Source organism: Bacillus sp. CH_70 (assembly GCF_038007045.1).
In the GTDB taxonomy this organism is placed as follows: Bacteria; Bacillota; Bacilli; order Bacillales; family Bacillaceae_G; genus Bacillus_A; species Bacillus_A cereus.
Window position 1 is genome coordinate 4,959,697 of sequence record NZ_JBBOWL010000001.1, and the last position, 18,256, is coordinate 4,977,952.

Here is an 18,256-nt window from a genome sequence, read left to right on the forward strand (position 1 = left end):
AGGGTGGGGTATTAATGGACTCACAAGTGATTTATGCCATTTTGGCATCTTTCATCACTGTACTCGTCGTTACTCCTTTAGTTATTAAATTAGCTTTTAAAATAGGAGCGACAGATAAGCCAAACGCACGTAAAGTGCACCAAAAGATTATGCCACGTCTTGGCGGGTTAGCAATATTTATTGGTGTAGCTGTAGGATTTGTTGTCGGCGGCTTATATGAGCAAAGAATGTTATCGATAACACTAGGTGCGATTATCATTGTAATCATCGGAATTTTAGATGATATGTACGAGTTATCTGCGAAAGTAAAATTCGGTGGACAACTGTTAGTTGCCATTATGATTGTAAAAAGTGGATTATTAGTGCAAGTATTATATATCCCATTCCTTGGGGATACTGAACTTGGATGGCTTGCTTATCCAATTACAGTATTTTGGCTTGTAGGTATTACGAATGCAATCAACTTAATTGACGGCTTAGATGGATTATCTGCTGGTATTTCATCTATCGTACTTGCAACGCTAGCATATATGGCCTTCACTAGCCCATGGGGTACTGGAACAGCTATTATCTTGCCACTCGCATTAATTATATTAGCAAGTACAATTGGATTTTTATTCTTCAACTTCCATCCAGCAAAAATTTTCATGGGAGATACAGGAGCACTATTTTTAGGATACTGTATTTCTGTTATATCGTTACTTGGATTATACAAAAGTGTAACGTTATTCAGTTTTATCGTTCCAATTATCATTTTAGGTGTACCTATATTTGATACGATATTTGCAATCATCCGTCGTATCGTAAATAAAAAACCTATTTCAGCACCAGATAAATCGCATTTACATCACCGCTTACTTGCAATGGGATTCTCTCATCGTAAAACGGTACTAATTATATACGCATTCGGTATTTTCTTTAGTGTAAATGCCATTATTTTCACTAGTGCAACGTTATGGTTATCCATTATTCTTCTTTTCGCTTTGATTTTCTTCACAGAAATCATTGCTGAAATAATCGGGCTTGTACATGAACGTTACAAACCACTTATTTCCTTTTATAAAAAAGTGAAAAAACGCGAAGACTAATTGTAGTATAGCCTTTACCATTATGAAATATTCAAATAGCATCCTTTAGGATGCTATTTTTTATTCCTTATTTTATATTTCCAAAATATAGATTGTTTGAGAGTTCCTCTATTGGAGAAAGATATACATAATAAGAAAAGTATCAAGTTTTTTTACATCTTGATTGTCAAACTGAGGGTGAATGTTATGATTAAGCGAGTATTTCAATGTATTATTTTATTCTTAACAATTACTACGTACGCATCATCTAATACTGAAGCAACAACCGTTATTCCTGCTGAACATCATCCAAATACTGAAACAACTTCTCCTACACAAAAAATTGCGTACTTAACATTTGATGACGGACCAAACAAATATACGACGCAAATTTTAAACATCTTAAAAGAAAAGAACGGAAAAGCAACTTTCTTTGTTATTGGCGGAAAAGTGCCGCATTACAGAAAAACGATGCAACGATTAATTAAAGAAGGACATTATATCGGGCTCCATAGCATGTCACATGATGTAAAACGCCTTTACACTGGTGACCCTTCCACTTTAATTGCAGAAATGGAACAAACACAAAGTATTGTCCAGCAAGTTACGAAATTAAATACACATCTCGTTCGCGTTCCATATGGTAGTATGCCTTACTTAAAAAAGAATTACCGTGACGCACTTGTATCAGCCCAGTATAAAATGTGGGATTGGACGATTGATACTTATGACTGGAAAAGCTATGATAATCCTTCTGCCATACTCGAAAGAGTGCGTAATCAAAGTGATGAACAAGTCGAAGTTATTTTAATGCATGATTCGAGTGTGACCGTACAAATACTGCCAAAAGTAATTGATTATTTACAGTCACAAGGATACAAACTTCTTCCCTATAATCCATCTTCTCATCTCGAGGTAAATTTTTGGAAAGACACAAGATTGTAACAGCTTTAGTACTTCTAGACTAAAGCTGTTTTATTTTTCTCTTCCCACCCTTCCCATTTTTGTGTAAAATTTTAAATAGTGATGAAGTTTCGAGGTGAATGGAAATGAAACGAATAGATCTCATTTTTAATGCAATACAAGAAGGAAATTATACAGAAGGTGTAACCGCATCAGAACTCGCTACATTTCTACAACTAGATCGCGCCAATGTAAGTAGCGACTTAAACAAACTTGTAAAAGATAAACGGTTATTAAAAACAAATACGCGACCTGTTCGTTTTTACATAGAAACGAACACTTCGTTGGAAACGCATTCAAAAGACATAACTTCATTAGATACATTTGCAATTGAAAATACGAGCCTTAAAATCGCAATTGAAAAAGCGAAAGCTTCTATTCTCTACCCTCCAAACGGTATGCATACTTTACTACTGGGAGAAACAGGGGTCGGAAAGTCTATGTTTGCTTCTTTAATGCACGAATATGCAATTGAAGTTGAACAGCTTCCCAAAAATGCACCATTTATCGTCTTTAACTGTGCTGATTACGCAAACAATCCACAACTACTACTTGGACAGTTATTTGGGATTAAAAAAGGAGCTTACACAGGAGCAAGTGATCAAAAAGGGTTAATTGAAAAAGCACATGAAGGAATTCTTTTCTTAGATGAAGTACATCGCCTACCTCCAGAGGGACAAGAAATGCTTTTCACCTTTATTGACCGCGGAGTGTACCGCCGCCTTGGAGAAACAGAGAACGAACGTAAAGCACAAGTATTAATCATTACTGCAACAACAGAAGAACCAAATTCCTTTTTATTAAAAACATTTACAAGACGTATACCGATGACTGTTACGCTGCCACCACTTCGTGAGCGTACACATAAAGAGCGCTTTGCTTTACTACAGCTATTTTTCACAAATGAAGCAATTCGTCTGCGAAAAGACATTCACGTTAGCCCAAATGCAATGCGTGCTTTCGTCTTTTACAATTGTCCCAATAACATTGGTCAATTAAAAACAGATGTTCAAATTGCCTGTGCGAAAGCCTATTCTGATTTGGTCACAAAGAAACGTGATTCTGTCTATGTTTCAAGTACAGATTTACCTTGGTATATGAAAGAAGGGTTGTTCATTGAAAGGAAGAGCCGTCACTTATACCAAATACCAAATGAAACATTTGTATTTACAGGTGAGGAAGGTTGGAGTAATCATAAAACAGAAGATGAAAAACGCTCTTCTATTTACGATTATATTGACTATAAATACGAAGAACTTCAAGCACGTGGTATTGAAGAGGAAGAATTAGAATTACTAATAGAAAATGATGTTCAAAGCTTTTTCGTACAATATTTTAACCAAATATCAAAAAAAACAAGCCATGAAAATGTTTTTAAAATTGTGGATCGTAATATCGTTTCCGTATGTGAAAAAATAGCGGAACTTGCTGAAAAGCATTTATCTAAGACGTTTGATGAAAAAGTATTTCTCGCTTTAAGTTTACATGTACAGACAACTCTACAACGTTTACAAAGCGGAAAACAAATACATCACCCACAATTAAATCAAATTCGTACGAAATATAAAGAAGCCTTTTCCGTAGCCATGCAATGCATTCAACTACTGGAGGAAGAATTACAAATAACAATGCCTATTGATGAAGCTGGCTTTTTAACAATGTTCTTCGTTGTTGATCCAATTCCTGCCTCACAAACAGAAGTAAAAGTATTAATATTAGCACACGGTAATGGCATCGCAACTGAAATGGCAAACGTTGCAAACGAACTTCTCGGCATTGAGGAAGTAACCGGTATTGATATGCCGTTACACGAATCACCGAAAGATTTCTTAGAGCGTGTGAAAGTTTATATGAAAACACTCCAAAATGTAAATGGGCTTCTTTTACTTGTTGATATGGGGTCACTTGCTTATATCGGCGACATATTAGAAACGGAATTCAAAATTCCTGTACGTGTTCTCTCGATGACGAGCACACCACATGCACTAGAAGCAGCTCGAAAAGCTCAGCTCGGTTATTCATTAGATGCGCTGTATGAAACAGTAAAAAATTTAACACCATTTTACTTAAACGTACAAGAAGAAAAGAAAAAACCTCTCTCTCCAATGAAATCTGTTATTTTAACAGCTTGTTTAACTGGTGAAGGAAGTGCTTTAGCTATTCAAAAAATGTTAGAGAACTATTTACGATTTGATAAAGACTTAATTGAAATTATTCCGATTAGTATCGTCCATGAAAAAGATTTAACGAAAATGATCGAGAACATAAAAAAAGAGCGTAACATCATTTGTATCGTCACGAATTTCGATGTGCAAGTACCATGCTTAACATATCATTTCCAAGACATCGTAAACTACACAGCGATTCAGCCCATTCAAGAATTAATTACGTATGAAGAAACATATGCAAAAATGGCGGATATTCTTGAACAACAAATGCAACGTAACGATGGGGCATTACTGATCAAAACAATTCGTTACGCATTAAATACAATCCAAGAATTAATTTCCTTACAGCTAACTCCTGATAGCTTAATGGGTGTTATTCTGCATATGAGCTGTATGGTTGACCGTCTCCAAAAAGGAGAAAGCCTTCTCCCTCATCCTGATAAGGAGAAAAGAAGACAAGATGAATACTGGATGTATATGAAAGTAAAAAAAGCATTGCAACCAATTGAAAATACATTTGAAATACAAATACCAGATGACGAAGTATTTTACGTTATGGACTTCTTTATTAAAAATCAACCTGTGAAAAATTAATCGAGGCAGTTTTTAAAAATATCGACCGTAACGTGAGTTATATCAGCGATTATTGAAATATATCGGCGCAACTCAGATTATATCAGCGATTTTCAAAATATATCGATTTACCGACAATAATCGCTAAAACTAGCACCTTATATAATGAGAAAAGGCTGTTCCAACATATGGACAGCCTTTTCCTCTACTTCTTTACTTTTCTAACTCGCCCTCTTATTTCTCCTCTTTTTTGTGATTTCGTATGAACATTAACATATACATTTGCTTGAATAATTTCTTGAAGTAAATGTACAAATGATTTCCCTTGTAAAGGTCCCTCAAAATCCTCCACATTCACTACACCAGTAATACTTCCCTCGTTCAAGCTAATCCCTTGCTCCAGTGGACCATACAAATATAAAACAACAGGACCAATTTGAGTAGACTTCCCTAAATGAATTTGACACGATGTAACCTTTTCTATATTTTTTAGTATTACTCTGTAATGCAATTTCGTTAAATCATCACTAAAAATAAACTCTGCTACCCCAAAAGCTTCTGTATTTACAGGAGGCACTTCCCTCTTACCTGTTAACCTGGCAAAGAAATGTGTTGTCATAAGGCATTCTCCTTATATAAATTTCCCAGCACTACTTCTACTACTTTATGGTTTAGACATAATCATTTATGACTTTTTCAATTTTAATTACAAAGAAAAGATTCACAAAATCTTTACATTAGATTTGTTCCTTTTGCTTTACCACTTCTTGTATAATGCACATAGCAAAAACATTCTAGGAGGTTATTTTGAAAAAAAACAAACACACCTTTCACACATTATTAGAGATTTTTCTCGTCTCATTTAAATTAGGACTTACTTCATTCGGCGGTCCTGTCGCTCATCTCGGCTATTTTCACCACGAATACGTGCAAAAAAGAAAATGGATGGATGAACGAAGCTATGGAGATTTAGTAGCGTTATGTCAATTCCTTCCTGGTCCTGCCAGCAGTCAAGTCGGTATGGGGGTTGGATTATTACGGGGCGGGCTTTTAGGAGCTATTATTTCATGGATTGGATTCACTTTACCGTCTGTCCTTGTTTTAGTTTTCTTCGCCTCATTCCTTAATCAGTTCGATCTTGGGAGTGCTGGCTGGATTCATGGACTAAAACTTGTAGCAGTCGCTATTGTCGCTCACGCCATATGGGGAATGGCGCAAAAGTTAACTCCAGATCGCAACCGTGCGACGATTGCGATTGTAACTGCCGCAATCGCCTTATTATGGCCAAGTAGTTGGACGCAAGTCATCCTCATTATAATATGTGGCTTTATCGGCTGGTTTTTATATCGCAACCAACCAATTAGCCAATCTCAACATATAAAAGTACCTATTTCAAAAAAGATAGCAGTTTCTTGTCTCGTCTTATTCTTTGGACTATTACTACTGCTACCGATATTAAGACCGTTCTCTTATTACATCGCTTTATTTGATAGTTTCTATCGCTCTGGCGCACTTGTATTTGGAGGAGGACACGTCGTGCTGCCTCTTCTTGAAGGTGAGTTCGTACAAAACGGAATGATGACGAAAGAACAGTTCCTAGCTGGATACGGATTAACACAAGCAGTACCAGGACCACTATTTACATTCGCCTCTTATATAGGAGCAGTGTTAAACGGGACGCTTGGGGCAACACTCGCAACAATTGCGATTTTCCTTCCTGCTTTCTTACTCGTTATTGGTGTTTTACCATTTTGGAACAGTGTAAGAAAAATATCATTCATACAAGGCGCACTACTTGGAGTCAATGCCGCTGTTGTCGGTATTTTAATTGCCGCTTTTTACGATCCCATTTGGACGAGTACAATTATAAATGCTTCAGATTTCGTTTTCGCTTCGCTTCTTTTTTGCTTACTAGCTTTTTGGAACACACCACCTTGGGTTATCGTTATACTCGGAGCCTTTGGCGGATATATTCTGTCCATTTTATAAATAGAAAAAACGACGGCATGATGTAGCCGTCGTTTTTTCTATTAGAACCTCACAAGCTCTATTCCTTCTGGCAACTCACTCTCTGTTAAAATACGCAATTCCTTCACACGATCCATTACGTAAGAAGAACGCTTCACAAGCTCTGGATCAATATAAGCTGGATGAACCATAATTTCTACCGTTTGTTCACCTTGTACTCTTTCTTTTAACTTCACAAAGTAATCTTCCGTCACACCATCCGCATAAAAGTCACTGTAAAACACATCAGAAAATGGATGCACCGCTCTATCTTCCTCACAACGACGAATCGGAACATTATATTTAGCCGCTAATCTCTCTAGAACATCATGTAAAATCGGTAAACCATGCACATGATGATGACTATCTAAATGAGTTGGTGTTAATCCGTAAGATAAAAACTTCTCAATTTGAGCAATCCATTCTCTCTCAACTTCTTCTGGATTTATATTCCCTTCCCTTACAACACTTTGTTTATGAAACGATCCGTCGCTACCTACAAGTGATGGTACGTCTCCAAGAAGTGGTTCCCCTGCTGTTAATACGAGATGTACGCCTACTCCGAGTAGGTTGTACTCTTTCGCTAAGCGTACCGCATGCTCTGTTCCTGGCATATTCATCATCATTGTCGTTGAATTTACAAGTCCATTTATATGCCCATCAATAATGCCATAATTTGTACCCTCTGTAAGACCGAAATCATCTGCATTTACAATTAACTTAATCATCCTAATACCTCCTAATAGAATAAAAAAAGCGGGCTAAATAGCGCCGCTTTTACTTCTCTACCTTTTTAAAGAACTGTGGAAGATATTCTTTATGTGCTTCCAACATTTCATCTAAAATTTGTTTTGCAACTTTATCTGATGGTACAAGTGGATTGATTGTCATAGCAAGCAGCGCCTTATGATAATCCCCTGTAACAGCAGCTTCAATTGTTGTGCGCTCGAATGATTTAATTTGTTGTACTAAACCGCGAACTGGTACTGGAAGATCTCCCACTGCAATTGGTTTTGGACCTTCTTTCGTAATAATACAGTTCACTTCAACAGCAGAATCATGTGGTAAGCTTGCAATTGTTCCGTTGTTTCGTGTATTAACAGGCTGGATATCACCTTTATTATTGTAAATAGACGTAATTAAGCTACATGCTGCATCACTATAATAAGCTCCGCCACGTTTTTCTAATTGTGGTGGTTTAATATCTAAGTTCGGGTCTTTATATAACTCAAATAAATCATTTTCTAATTGTTTTACTACTTCTGCACGTGTACCTTTTTCAACAGAAGCTTCTTTCTCTTCTTCTAACATTTCACGTGTTTTGTAGTAGTAACGATGGTATGGACATGGAATTGCACGAAGTCCGCGAATAAAGTCTGGTTCCCAGTTAAGCGCTGCGATATTTTCCATCGTAATTTGCTTTTCTGGATCTGTTACAAGCTCTAACACGCGGTCCATTACACTCACGCCATCTAAATATACGTCTAGTCCGTATACCATATGATTTAAACCTGCGAAATCAACGTGAACACGACTCGCATCTACTTCCAGTAATCTTGCAAGACCCATACGAATTCCGATTGGAACGTTACATAGACCAACTACTCTTTGAATATTTGTATAACGAAGGACAGCTTCTGTTACCATACCAGCTGGATTTGCAAAGTTAATTAACCATGCATTCGGACAGAGCTCCTCCATATCTTTACAAATATCTAAAATAACAGGAATCGTTCTCAACGCTTTGAATAGACCACCAGGACCATTCGTTTCCTGACCGATTACATCATATTTTAACGGGATTGCTTCATCTTTTGCACGTGCTTCTAATAAACCAACGCGAAGTTGTGTTGTTACGAAGTCAGCATCTTTTAATGCCTCACGGCGATCAAGTGTTAAATGTACCTCGATTGGTAAACCTGATTTTTTCACCATACGTTTCGCTAAGTTACCAACGATTTCTAACTTTTCTTTTCCTGCCTCAATATCTACTAACCAAATTTCACGAACAGGCAGTTCATCATAACGCTTAATAAATCCTTCAATTAACTCTGGTGTATAACTAGATCCACCGCCGATTGTAGCAATTTTAATTCCAGTCATGCTTTATTCCCCTTTCGCTTCAAGCTTTTTATAAAGATCGATAAACTCTGCTGCTAATTCTTTCACTGTAATCGCATTCATTAAATGATCTTGTGCGTGAATTAAAAGAACACTAATCTCTGTTTTTTCTCCTCTTGCTTCTGATTGTATGAGCTCTGTTTGAAAATGATGCGCTTCATTAATCGCTTCTTTCGCCTTTACCATCGCTTCATCTGCTTCTGCCATTTTCCCCTGTTTGGCAAATTGAAGTGCCTCCATCGCAAAGCTTCGTGCGTTACCACTATTTAAAATCAATTGGAATGGAATTTGTTCTGCTGTAGTCATCATAATTACCGCCCTCTCTATAAGGTTCAACCGATTTAAATACCCCTTCAGTTTGAACATGTCTATTAAAGTATGAATTTATTAATGATAGTTTAGTGTTCATATAGGTGTTTTTCATCTTTTTGAACATGATATAAAGGTAATTGTTCTCACAGGTATCGTTGTCTATGAGAACAATTACTATGTTACATAGGTAAAGAATTACTATTACCTTGTGCTGCTTCTTTTTCAGTACGAACAACTGAACGGTCACATAATACAACGAATGGATAATAGATTACCATCGCAATTACAAAGTTGAATAACTGTAGAATTGCACCTGAAAGATGTCCACCTGTTACAAGATAACCACTAATAATTGGTGGTGTTGCCCATGGGATCATCGCAACTGTTTTTGGTACCCAGCCAATAGATATAGCTGTATAAGAAGTGATTACTAATACAATTGGCGTTATGATAAACGGTAAGAATAAAACTGGATTTAAAATAATTGGCGTACCAAATATTACCGGTTCATTAATATTGAATGCACCTGGTCCAATCGATAAGCGAGATACACCGCGTAACTGTGCACTTTTTGCTACAAGTAATACCACTACCAAGAATGCTAATGTTGCACCAGAACCACCAAGATATACGAAAGTATCAAAGAATGGTTTTGTAATAATGTTTGGAACATCAAATGCAGATGTACCACCTTGGAATAACTTCATGTTTTTCTCTAATGCCGGTAAGTATAATGGCTCAATAATACCACCAACGATATTTGGACCATGTAAGCCGAAGAACCAAAGAAGATGAACAAGGAGTACAATGACAATTGCACTTGGTAATGTCCCTGCTAAACTTTGTAGTGGTGATTGAATCGTATTAAAGATAAATTCATGAACACTTGTACCAGCTAATTTCACTGCTAATTGAATACCTGCAACTACTGTTAAGATAACAAATGCTGGAACTATAGCTGCGAAAGATCTTAAAACTGCTGGTGGTACTCCATCAGGCATTTTAAAAGTAATGTTTCTTTGTACAAAGAAACGGAATACTTCAGTAACAAGGAGTGCCACGATAATTGCTACAAATAACCCTTGTGCACCTGTCCAAGCTAAGTTCAATCCGCCTTCTTTCGGTGTTGTTGGTGTAAGAATAATTAACGCACCAAATGAAATAATACCTGCTGACAAACCATCAACGCCGTAAGATTTTGCTAAGTTATAACTTGTTGTAAATGCTATGATTAGTGCTAGAATCGCGAAAGAACCAGTCCACATTCCACCGCCGACTTGTTTCCACGTTTCACCAAACATACCTTTCATGAAATCTTGGAAAGCTTCAGACGGAAAACCATTAATTAGTGATGCCAGTGCACCAACTAAAATAAGTGGCATAACTGCAATAAATCCGTCACGGATCGCAGCTAAGTGACGTTGCGATCCGATTTTACCAGCGACAGGAACAATATATTTCTCCATAAATGCAATAAACTTTTGCATTTTGCTTCCCCCCTAATTATTTTTTAAGTGTTAATGCGTGATCTAAAACTGCTTCCCCATTCATCATGCCGTAGTGCATTGGATTGATAACGTCGATTCCAACGTTTCTCTCGTCAGCAAGCGTTTTCATTGAAGAGAGCATGTAACGAACTTGTGGTCCTAGTAATAATACATCTGCTTGATCGATATTCGTTTTTACTGCATCCCCAGATACAGCCCAAATCTTGCCTTCTAAACCGCGAGCTTTTGCAGCCGCTTCCATTTTTGTAACTAGTAAACTTGTAGACATCCCTGCTGAGCAACATAATAAAATATTCATTTGAAAATCCCCCTTGTGTAGTATAAAAAATTTATGTTTATTTATTTTTCTTTACGCTATTTATTAATGCAATTATCGTGCCAACTTTTTAAAACCACTAAAATCAGTGCTTTTTCGAGCATTTTCTTTGTGTGTTAACGCTTTCAATTAGTGTGTCGTCCAAAAAACACACAGTGTGTTATAAAACAACACGCTTTTAACACATAACTGTATGAAAATAGATTAGTGTTTAGTTGTCTAGTTATGTTTAATATGAAAAAACACTAAAAAAATTTTTTATCGTAGAAATCTAGTAAAAAACAACATTTCCTTGAGCTCAGTCTTCTATCTATTCTATTGTCCAAGCACACTCTACTAAATTACATAAAATAAAATAGAATAAAATAACACAATTCGAAAGGGGATTCCTATGCCAAAACATAGAAAACAAAGCAAAATAAAGATTTATAGAATAACAAGCTATAAAAAGGACAAGCGTTCTGAATTAGACTCTGACAAATTTGAACTAGAACAGCAGGACAAGCATGATACACAAGACAAACAAGATAAACAGGACAAACAGAATGAGCAGAATAAGCAAGATAAGCAAGTACAATCGGAAAATGTAATTATAGTACCTACAGATTCACACAGCTTAGATGTGTGGGATGAAATTTCTTTAAAAGAAATACAAGCTGGTGAACATACGAACCTATTTGAAGAAAAAAGTAATTATCAAAATATTAATTTAGTCCAAGTAAACGATGTTCGCTTATACTTGGACAAGCAACTACAATTTAGTTCCGTTGATGAGCAAATCTATCATGAAGCACTTGTACATCCAATTATGTCAAAAGTAATCGATCCAAAACGTGTTCTCATATTAGGTGGTGGCGATGGTCTTGCCTTACGAGAAGTTTTGAAATATGAAACTGTGCTACATGTAGACCTTGTTGATTTAGACGAGGCGATGATTAATATGGCACGTAATGTTCCAGAAATAGTATCTTTAAACAAAAATGCTTTTTTTGATAATCGCGTGAACGTGCACGTATGCGATGCAAAAGAATTTCTAAATTCACCTTCATCTTTATACGATGTAATCATTATTGATTTTCCAGACCCAGCGACAGAGTTGTTAAGTACTTTATATACAAGCGAACTATTTGCTCGTATAGCTACATTCTTAACAGAAGATGGTGCTTTCGTCTGTCAATCTAATTCACCTGCTGATGCACCTCTAGTATATTGGAGTATCGGTAATACAATTGAACACGCTGGATTAACTGTAAAAAGCTATCATACAATCGTTCCTTCTTTCGGAACTGACTGGGGATTTCATCTTGCTACTAATTCTGCACATGTACTCGATCAAATTGAACAATTATATGTAGTACCAACTCCTCGAACATTGCCTGCTCTTCTTTTTCCTTTATTTCAATTTAAAGAAGAACATCTAGAACAACGTAACCTCGCTCTTTTAAATTCAGAATCAAATCTTATCTTACATCAATGCTACAAACAGGAAATGAAATTTTGACGATATTAATAGTAAGGAGTGCTGCCCTATGGAATACTCTACCTTTGGCAAGCATATAATAGTGGATTTATGGGGAGTGGATTTTTCCCTATTAGATGATATTCACTTTTTAGAATACCATTTAGTTAACGCTGCAGATTGCTCTGGTGCCCATGTTTTAAACGTAAGTAAAAAAGAGTTCCAGCCATATGGTGTTACTGTATTAGTGCTATTATCAGAAAGCCATCTTTCCATTCACACTTACCCGGAACAAAATTTTGCAGCTATTGACTGTTATACTTGCGGTACAACCGTTGAACCACAAATAGCGATTGATTATATCGTAAATATATTAAAACCGGAACGGATGCATATAAAAAGATTAATTCGTGGTATAGGAGAAATTGTTACTGCCGATTAATTATAACTCTTACTCATCCGAAAAAAGGAGGATTGTAAATACCATCAGTGGGATGAACATTCCACTGATGGTACAGGCACATACATAAAATGAAATTTTAATTAGTGAGAGTTTTACTGCCCGTTAATTCGAGATAAAAAAACCTTGCATAAGCAAGGTTCATTCATCCACCGACATCTTCCTATATAACTCTACAAACTCACTTGCTAATTCTTTCACCGTAATTGCATTCATTAAATGATCTTGCGCGTGTACCATTAAAAGAGTAACTTCGGTCTTTTCGCCACCAGCTTCTTTCTGGATAAGCTCCGTTTGTACACGGTGCGCCTCTTTTAATTCCTCTAGTGCTTCTTGTAATTTAGCTTCAGCTTCTGTAAACTCCCCACGCTTCGCACAATCAATTGCTTCCATTGAACAACTTCTCGCGTTTCCCCCATGCAAGATTAAATGAAAAGCTTTCGTCTCTATCGTATCCATTTTAGTTCTTTACTCCCCCTTTTCTTCCGCCAGTTTTTGTTTATCCCATATTTTTAAGAACGGTAAATAAATGAAGAATGCTAGCGCAAAGTTAACAAGTTGCAAAATAACACCTGAAATTTTCCCGCCCGATCCTAAATATCCACTAAAAAGAATAGGTGTCGTCCAAGGTACAGCGGCCCCACTCGGACGTGCGACCCATCCCCATTCCATTGCAAAGTAAGAAACAATTGTTAACACAACTGGAACTAATATAAATGGAATTAGTAAAAGTGGGTTCATCACAATCGGCATACCAAAAGTTACCATCTCATTAATATTAAATATACCAGGTGCAATTGACAATCTCCCTAAACTTTTTAATTGTTGACTTCGTGCAAATAGTAACATTCCGACAACTAGAGCAAGCGTTGCACCAGAACCGCCCATATAAATCCATAAGTCAAAAAACTGTGCCGTAATTGTATTTGGTACATCTTGCCCAGCTTGAAAAGCAACTCGGTTTTGATCCATTAAAGACAACCAAACGGGGCTCATTACACCACCAACAATAGTAGCACCATGAATTCCACACGACCAAAGAACATGAACAAGAATAACTGCTATTATTGCGCCCCAAAGACTAGCACCAAGTACACTAAGTGGTTCCTGTAAAATTTGTCCTACGATATTATGGATACTGCCAAAAGAAGTATTTTCTATAATTAAGCGTAAAATCCAAATAACTGTTACAACAATAAATCCTGGAACAAGTGCGGCAAATGAACGCGTGACAGCTGGTGGAACTGTCTCTGGCATCTTTATAATTATCTTTTTTTGTACAATAAACCGATAAAGTTCAGTAGATATAAGTGCGATAATCATTGCTACAAATAACCCTTGGCTTCCCATTAATGCTGCTGGGATAGCGCCTTCTACAAGTACACTCTCTTTTGTACTTGGTATAATATATGCAACTTGAAATGGAGTCGCAAGTAAAAACGTCACAAGCGACAATGCCCCGGATGCTAAAGCATCCACTTTATAATACTCTCCAAGCCTGTAAGCGATTCCAAAAACAGCTATTAAAGCCATTATATTAAAAGTTGCACTAACTGGATACCCTAAAGCTCTCTGCCAATTCTCACCAAACAAACCTGCCATAAACTCGTTATATCCAGGTATCGGCAGTGCACTAATAATGAGGAAAAACGATCCAATAATTAAGAAAGGCATCGTTAAAATAATTCCATCTCGAATTGCTTGCAAATGCCTCTGCTCTGCAACCTTCCCTGCTACCGGCATCACGTACTTCTCTAAAAACCGTATCATCTATCCCACTCTCCTCATGGTTTCATTGACAAAGCTGCTTGCAAGATAGCTTCTCCATTACAAAGTCCGTAATGAACGGATTGAATGACATCAACAGGTATCCCTTTATCCTTACATAATTCTTTCATTTTCGGTAATAAATAACGTACTTGCGGTCCAAGTAAAAGGACATCAGCTTTATCAATATGACTATTCACTTCAGAACCTGATACTGCCCAGATTTTTACTTCTATCCCTCTTGCCTCTGCTGCTTTCTCCATCTTTGTAACAATCAAACTGGAAGACATTCCCGCTGCACAGCAAAGCAAAATATTCATTCCGCTTCCCTCCCCCTTTTTCTAAACCTAAGTTATGGTGCATCCCTTGCCACCACTAGGTTACAAATATATATGTCTAGATTTCCTGCTGTATGCCGAGCTTAAAAACAAAAATTTCTTGGTTTTCACGCTATTCCATTTATCCGTATTCTCCTAGTAAAGAGGACTCTAACTCGCTATAATGATTCAGTATGATTTTTTTAATTGATAGGAGGATATATTTATGAAGGCATATCGCTTTCCGCTTATTTTATTATCTTCTATCCTAATTGGTGGTTTCATTGGTTATTTCATGGGTGCCGATGCAGTTGCTTTAAAGCCGCTTGGTGACATTTTCTTAAACTTAATGTTTACGATTGTTGTACCTCTAGTGTTCTTTAGCATCGCATCGTCTATTGCTAATATGGATGGATTAAAACGTTTCGGTAAAATTATGTCTAGTATGGCTGGGACTTTCTTATTTACAAGTATTTTGGCTGCTATTTTTATGATTATTGTCGTGAAAGTATTCCCGCCAGCACAAGGTGTTGTACTAGAACTAACACAACCTGACAAAGCCGGCAAAGCTGTTAGTGTTGCAGATCAAATCGTCGGTATTTTAACAGTATCTGACTTCTCGAAGTTACTATCTCGTGAAAATATGTTAGCTCTTATTTTCTTCTCTATCTTAATGGGGATTGCAACTTCAGCAGTTGGCGAAAAAGGAAAACCATTCGCTACATTCCTACAAGCTGGTGCAGAGATTTCAATGAAGGTTGTATCTTTCATTATGTACTACGCTCCAATCGGACTTGCTGCTTACTTCGCAGCATTAGTTGGTGAATTCGGACCACAACTTCTTGGAACTTACTTCCGAGCGGCAATGGTATACTATCCAGCTTCTCTAATTTATTTCTTTGTATTCTTCACATTCTATGCATACCTTGCAGGTCGCAAGCAAGGTGTACAAGTATTTTGGAAGAACATGGTCTCTCCTACAGTTACATCACTTGCAACTTGTAGTAGTGCCGCAAGTATTCCAGCGAACTTAGAAGCAACGAAGAAAATGGGTATTTCTTCAGACGTTCGTGAAACAGTTGTCCTTCTTGGTTCTACACTTCATAAAGACGGCTCTGTTTTAGGTGGCGTATTAAAAATTGCTTTCTTATTCGGTATTTTCAACATGGAATTCGAAGGACCGAAAACATTAGCAATCGCACTTGTTGTTTCTTTATTAGTAGGAACAGTAATGGGTGCTATTCCAGGCGGTGGTATGATTGGTGAAATGTTAATCGTATCTCTATACGGTTTCCCGCCAGAAGCACTGCCAATTATCGCAGCAATTAGTACAATCATTGATCCACCTGCAACGATGTTAAACGTAACAGCAGATAACGCTTGTGCGGTAATGACAGCTCGCCTTGTAGAAGGTAAGAATTGGATCAAAAACAAATTTGCTTAATAGCTAGAAAGAGGATGCTCTAAACGAGCATCCTCTTTTTGTCGTTATTTGTTGATAAGTTGATATTTCCTCTCGCCACAAATTTGTTAAAATCTTCACAAATATTCCACATCCATTATCCATTCTCCGTACTATAATCATGTATGGAAAAGGAGATGGAAATAATGACACAAAGCGCACCTGAATTTAAAGTTTTGCAAAGCATTGCATTTCTCGCTGTCGTTTTGCAAAGTTCCTTATTATATACAATGAATCAAGGAAATGTCTTACTTGAGCAATCCCTCATTATGGGCATGCTATTTAATCTTGCAAAATTCTCAGCACCAGCATTCATATTTATCGTTGGATTTCACTTAATTCGTCACTATACGAAGCAATTAGTATATAAAGAATATATTTCTGAAAAAGCGACACACTTACTCATTCCTTATTTCTTTTGGTCTATTCTTTACTTATTAACAACAAATGATCTTATTACATTACAAGGCGGAATAAAAATTTTATTACTCGGAACAGCCGCGCCCCATCTTTGGTACGTTATTATGATGTTCCAAATTCACTTATTGTTCCCTTTACTATGCACACTTTTTTATTGGTTTCAAAAACGAACAGAAAATAAAAAAGACATATATAAATATATGACCTTTTTCGCTTGCCTATATTTTCTATTAATGTGGTTCTCTTCTCACTATATTTTTAATGGAGAAAAATTAACAAGTTCAACAATTTTACATTATACAGATCGATCATTTCTATTCTACTCATTCTATTTCGTTATGGGTGGCATTGCCGCTGTAGCACTAAAAACTTGGCGTCTATTCGTCATGAAACATATCCCGCTTATAACAATATTATTTTTCATCTTATTTTTATTCATCAATTATGAGTTGTTTAGTTTTTACGGAGCAAACTCTATTCATTTAACTGTTTCTACCTATTTAAAACCATCTATGTTTTTATATATCGTATGCGAAATTATCATACTGTATGTGTTATCTATTATGATAGTACAGCGTCGTGGTTTCTTATATAAAACGTTACGTTTCATTGGAAATTACACGTATGGTGCTTATTTAGCTCACTTATTCTTCTTGCAACTATGCACAAAGTTTCTTTCTTTATTCACACTACAAGAAAATACTATATTATATAGCCTATTACTATTTGTGTTAACGGCTATTATCTCTATTTCAACAATGGTCATTTGTAGCACAATACCATTTCATACTTGGATTACAGGTCCTTCTCCTACAACAAAGATGAAATGGACGAAGGTTGTATTCCGAAAAAAACATAAAAAACTATTCAAGCCATATATTTGATATAATGATACGCATATAAAAAGAAAGCGAGAGACACCTATGATTAATCAAGTTGGACAAATTATGCTATATGTAAATAACCAAGACGAAACAGTGCAATTTTGGACAGAAAAAGTAGGGTTCCAAATCATTGCGGAAGAAAATAACGGAAACGGATTCCGCTGGATTGAAATTGCACCGGCGAAAGAAGCAGGAACAAGCATCGTCCTTCACGATAAAGCGTTAATCGCGAAGATGCAACCTGAACTAAACCTTAATACACCTTCACTTATGTTCTTCTCAAATGACTTAGACCGTCTATATAAAGACCTTTCTGAGAAAAATGTCACAGTTGGACAGGTTGTAGATTTACCTACTGGTAGAGCATTCAACTTTGCTGATAATGAAAATAATTACTTTGCAGTAATGGAACGTAAATAAAAAATAAGCTATCCGAAAAAATCGGATAGCTT

18 protein-coding genes are annotated in these 18,256 nt (G+C 36.5%); 9 read left to right on the forward strand and 9 right to left on the reverse strand.

Annotated features, from left to right (window positions below):
- Nucleotides 1–14 precede the first annotated feature (14 nt).
- The 3 genes from N2V79_RS25475 to N2V79_RS25485 all read left to right on the forward strand — a co-directional run bounded on the left by N2V79_RS25475 (nucleotide 15) and on the right by N2V79_RS25485 (nucleotide 4,792).
- A complete protein-coding gene (locus N2V79_RS25475) occupies nucleotides 15–1,088 on the forward strand; it encodes a glycosyltransferase family 4 protein (protein WP_000378306.1) in 1,074 nt (357 codons plus the stop codon).
- 186 nt (nucleotides 1,089–1,274) lie between these two features.
- Nucleotides 1,275–2,012, forward strand: coding sequence for a polysaccharide deacetylase family protein (locus N2V79_RS25480; protein ID WP_000597153.1), 738 nt, complete (start codon nucleotides 1,275–1,277; stop codon nucleotides 2,010–2,012).
- A gap of 104 nt (nucleotides 2,013–2,116) precedes the next feature.
- Nucleotides 2,117–4,792, forward strand: a complete 2,676-nt coding sequence (locus N2V79_RS25485) for a PRD domain-containing protein (protein ID WP_000820950.1) — start codon at nucleotides 2,117–2,119, stop codon at nucleotides 4,790–4,792.
- Nucleotides 4,793–4,976: 184 nt separating this feature from the next.
- On the opposite strand, the gene exsM is transcribed toward N2V79_RS25485, so the two are convergent.
- Nucleotides 4,977–5,390, reverse strand: coding sequence for an exosporium regulatory protein ExsM (exsM, locus tag N2V79_RS25490; RefSeq protein WP_000207046.1), 414 nt, complete (start codon nucleotides 5,388–5,390; stop codon nucleotides 4,977–4,979).
- Between the two features lie 188 nt (nucleotides 5,391–5,578).
- Here exsM and N2V79_RS25495 point away from each other — a divergent pair, with 188 nt between their 5' ends.
- Nucleotides 5,579–6,760 (forward strand): chromate transporter, encoded by a 1,182-nt coding sequence (locus N2V79_RS25495; protein ID WP_053563358.1) that lies wholly within the window; start codon nucleotides 5,579–5,581, stop codon nucleotides 6,758–6,760.
- A gap of 41 nt (nucleotides 6,761–6,801) precedes the next feature.
- On the opposite strand, the gene chbG is transcribed toward N2V79_RS25495, so the two are convergent.
- The 5 genes from chbG to N2V79_RS25520 form a co-directional block, all read right to left on the reverse strand.
- Nucleotides 6,802–7,506: a chitin disaccharide deacetylase gene (gene chbG / locus N2V79_RS25500; protein ID WP_000593486.1), complete on the reverse strand. Its 705-nt coding sequence runs from the start codon at nucleotides 7,504–7,506 to the stop codon at nucleotides 6,802–6,804.
- Nucleotides 7,507–7,555: 49 nt separating this feature from the next.
- Complete coding sequence (gene celF, locus N2V79_RS25505) at nucleotides 7,556–8,881, reverse strand: 6-phospho-beta-glucosidase (protein ID WP_000145762.1); 1,326 nt, start codon at nucleotides 8,879–8,881, stop codon at nucleotides 7,556–7,558.
- 3 nt (nucleotides 8,882–8,884) lie between these two features.
- The gene (locus N2V79_RS25510; protein WP_000989050.1) at nucleotides 8,885–9,208 is read right to left on the reverse strand and encodes a PTS lactose/cellobiose transporter subunit IIA; all 324 of its coding nucleotides are present in this window, start codon (nucleotides 9,206–9,208) and stop codon (nucleotides 8,885–8,887) included.
- Nucleotides 9,209–9,390: 182 nt separating this feature from the next.
- Nucleotides 9,391–10,698, reverse strand: a complete 1,308-nt coding sequence (gene celB / locus N2V79_RS25515) for a PTS cellobiose transporter subunit IIC (protein ID WP_053563357.1) — start codon at nucleotides 10,696–10,698, stop codon at nucleotides 9,391–9,393.
- A gap of 16 nt (nucleotides 10,699–10,714) precedes the next feature.
- Complete coding sequence (locus tag N2V79_RS25520; protein WP_001023569.1) at nucleotides 10,715–11,017, reverse strand: PTS sugar transporter subunit IIB; 303 nt, start codon at nucleotides 11,015–11,017, stop codon at nucleotides 10,715–10,717.
- Between the two features lie 409 nt (nucleotides 11,018–11,426).
- Between N2V79_RS25520 and N2V79_RS25525 the strand changes: the two genes are divergently transcribed.
- Entirely contained in the window at nucleotides 11,427–12,536 is a 1,110-nt protein-coding gene (locus tag N2V79_RS25525; protein WP_340720296.1) for a polyamine aminopropyltransferase, read from the forward strand.
- A gap of 28 nt (nucleotides 12,537–12,564) precedes the next feature.
- Nucleotides 12,565–12,936 (forward strand): adenosylmethionine decarboxylase, encoded by a 372-nt coding sequence (gene speD / locus N2V79_RS25530; RefSeq protein ID WP_000456814.1) that lies wholly within the window; start codon nucleotides 12,565–12,567, stop codon nucleotides 12,934–12,936.
- A gap of 159 nt (nucleotides 12,937–13,095) precedes the next feature.
- Here speD and N2V79_RS25535 read toward each other — a convergent pair whose 3' ends face one another.
- Genes N2V79_RS25535 through N2V79_RS25545 form a run of 3 tightly spaced genes read right to left on the reverse strand, consistent with a single transcriptional unit; the run spans nucleotide 13,096 to nucleotide 15,041 of the window.
- The gene (locus N2V79_RS25535) at nucleotides 13,096–13,413 is read right to left on the reverse strand and encodes a PTS lactose/cellobiose transporter subunit IIA (protein WP_000379645.1); all 318 of its coding nucleotides are present in this window, start codon (nucleotides 13,411–13,413) and stop codon (nucleotides 13,096–13,098) included.
- A 9-nt stretch (nucleotides 13,414–13,422) separates the two neighbouring features.
- Nucleotides 13,423–14,724: a PTS cellobiose transporter subunit IIC gene (gene celB / locus N2V79_RS25540; protein WP_000617789.1), complete on the reverse strand. Its 1,302-nt coding sequence runs from the start codon at nucleotides 14,722–14,724 to the stop codon at nucleotides 13,423–13,425.
- 14 nt (nucleotides 14,725–14,738) lie between these two features.
- Nucleotides 14,739–15,041, reverse strand: coding sequence for a PTS sugar transporter subunit IIB (locus tag N2V79_RS25545; RefSeq protein ID WP_001023543.1), 303 nt, complete (start codon nucleotides 15,039–15,041; stop codon nucleotides 14,739–14,741).
- A gap of 223 nt (nucleotides 15,042–15,264) precedes the next feature.
- Between N2V79_RS25545 and N2V79_RS25550 the strand changes: the two genes are divergently transcribed.
- From N2V79_RS25550 to N2V79_RS25560, 3 genes are all read left to right on the forward strand, one after another.
- Complete coding sequence (locus N2V79_RS25550; protein ID WP_000649376.1) at nucleotides 15,265–16,482, forward strand: dicarboxylate/amino acid:cation symporter; 1,218 nt, start codon at nucleotides 15,265–15,267, stop codon at nucleotides 16,480–16,482.
- A 164-nt stretch (nucleotides 16,483–16,646) separates the two neighbouring features.
- Nucleotides 16,647–17,804 (forward strand): acyltransferase, encoded by a 1,158-nt coding sequence (locus N2V79_RS25555; RefSeq protein ID WP_340720297.1) that lies wholly within the window; start codon nucleotides 16,647–16,649, stop codon nucleotides 17,802–17,804.
- Nucleotides 17,805–17,843: 39 nt separating this feature from the next.
- Complete coding sequence (locus tag N2V79_RS25560; RefSeq protein WP_000610162.1) at nucleotides 17,844–18,224, forward strand: VOC family protein; 381 nt, start codon at nucleotides 17,844–17,846, stop codon at nucleotides 18,222–18,224.
- Nucleotides 18,225–18,256 lie beyond the last annotated feature (32 nt).

Bases quoted from the DNA above. Each gene is read 5' to 3' on its own strand.
- N2V79_RS25475 (WP_000378306.1), top strand. From the start codon at position 15: ATGGACTCACAAGTGATTTATGCCATTTTGGCATCTTTCATCACTGTA.
- N2V79_RS25480 (WP_000597153.1), top strand. From the start codon at position 1,275: ATGATTAAGCGAGTATTTCAATGTATTATTTTATTCTTAACAATTACT.
- N2V79_RS25485 (WP_000820950.1), top strand. From the start codon at position 2,117: ATGAAACGAATAGATCTCATTTTTAATGCAATACAAGAAGGAAATTAT.
- exsM (WP_000207046.1), bottom strand. From the start codon at position 5,390: ATGACAACACATTTCTTTGCCAGGTTAACAGGTAAGAGGGAAGTGCCT.
- chbG (WP_000593486.1), bottom strand. From the start codon at position 7,506: ATGATTAAGTTAATTGTAAATGCAGATGATTTCGGTCTTACAGAGGGT.
- celF (WP_000145762.1), bottom strand. From the start codon at position 8,881: ATGACTGGAATTAAAATTGCTACAATCGGCGGTGGATCTAGTTATACA.
- N2V79_RS25510 (WP_000989050.1), bottom strand. From the start codon at position 9,208: ATGATGACTACAGCAGAACAAATTCCATTCCAATTGATTTTAAATAGT.
- celB (WP_053563357.1), bottom strand. From the start codon at position 10,698: ATGCAAAAGTTTATTGCATTTATGGAGAAATATATTGTTCCTGTCGCT.
- N2V79_RS25520 (WP_001023569.1), bottom strand. From the start codon at position 11,017: ATGAATATTTTATTATGTTGCTCAGCAGGGATGTCTACAAGTTTACTA.
- N2V79_RS25525 (WP_340720296.1), top strand. From the start codon at position 11,427: ATGCCAAAACATAGAAAACAAAGCAAAATAAAGATTTATAGAATAACA.
- speD (WP_000456814.1), top strand. From the start codon at position 12,565: ATGGAATACTCTACCTTTGGCAAGCATATAATAGTGGATTTATGGGGA.
- N2V79_RS25535 (WP_000379645.1), bottom strand. From the start codon at position 13,413: ATGGATACGATAGAGACGAAAGCTTTTCATTTAATCTTGCATGGGGGA.
- celB (WP_000617789.1), bottom strand. From the start codon at position 14,724: ATGATACGGTTTTTAGAGAAGTACGTGATGCCGGTAGCAGGGAAGGTT.
- N2V79_RS25545 (WP_001023543.1), bottom strand. From the start codon at position 15,041: ATGAATATTTTGCTTTGCTGTGCAGCGGGAATGTCTTCCAGTTTGATT.
- N2V79_RS25550 (WP_000649376.1), top strand. From the start codon at position 15,265: ATGAAGGCATATCGCTTTCCGCTTATTTTATTATCTTCTATCCTAATT.
- N2V79_RS25555 (WP_340720297.1), top strand. From the start codon at position 16,647: ATGACACAAAGCGCACCTGAATTTAAAGTTTTGCAAAGCATTGCATTT.
- N2V79_RS25560 (WP_000610162.1), top strand. From the start codon at position 17,844: ATGATTAATCAAGTTGGACAAATTATGCTATATGTAAATAACCAAGAC.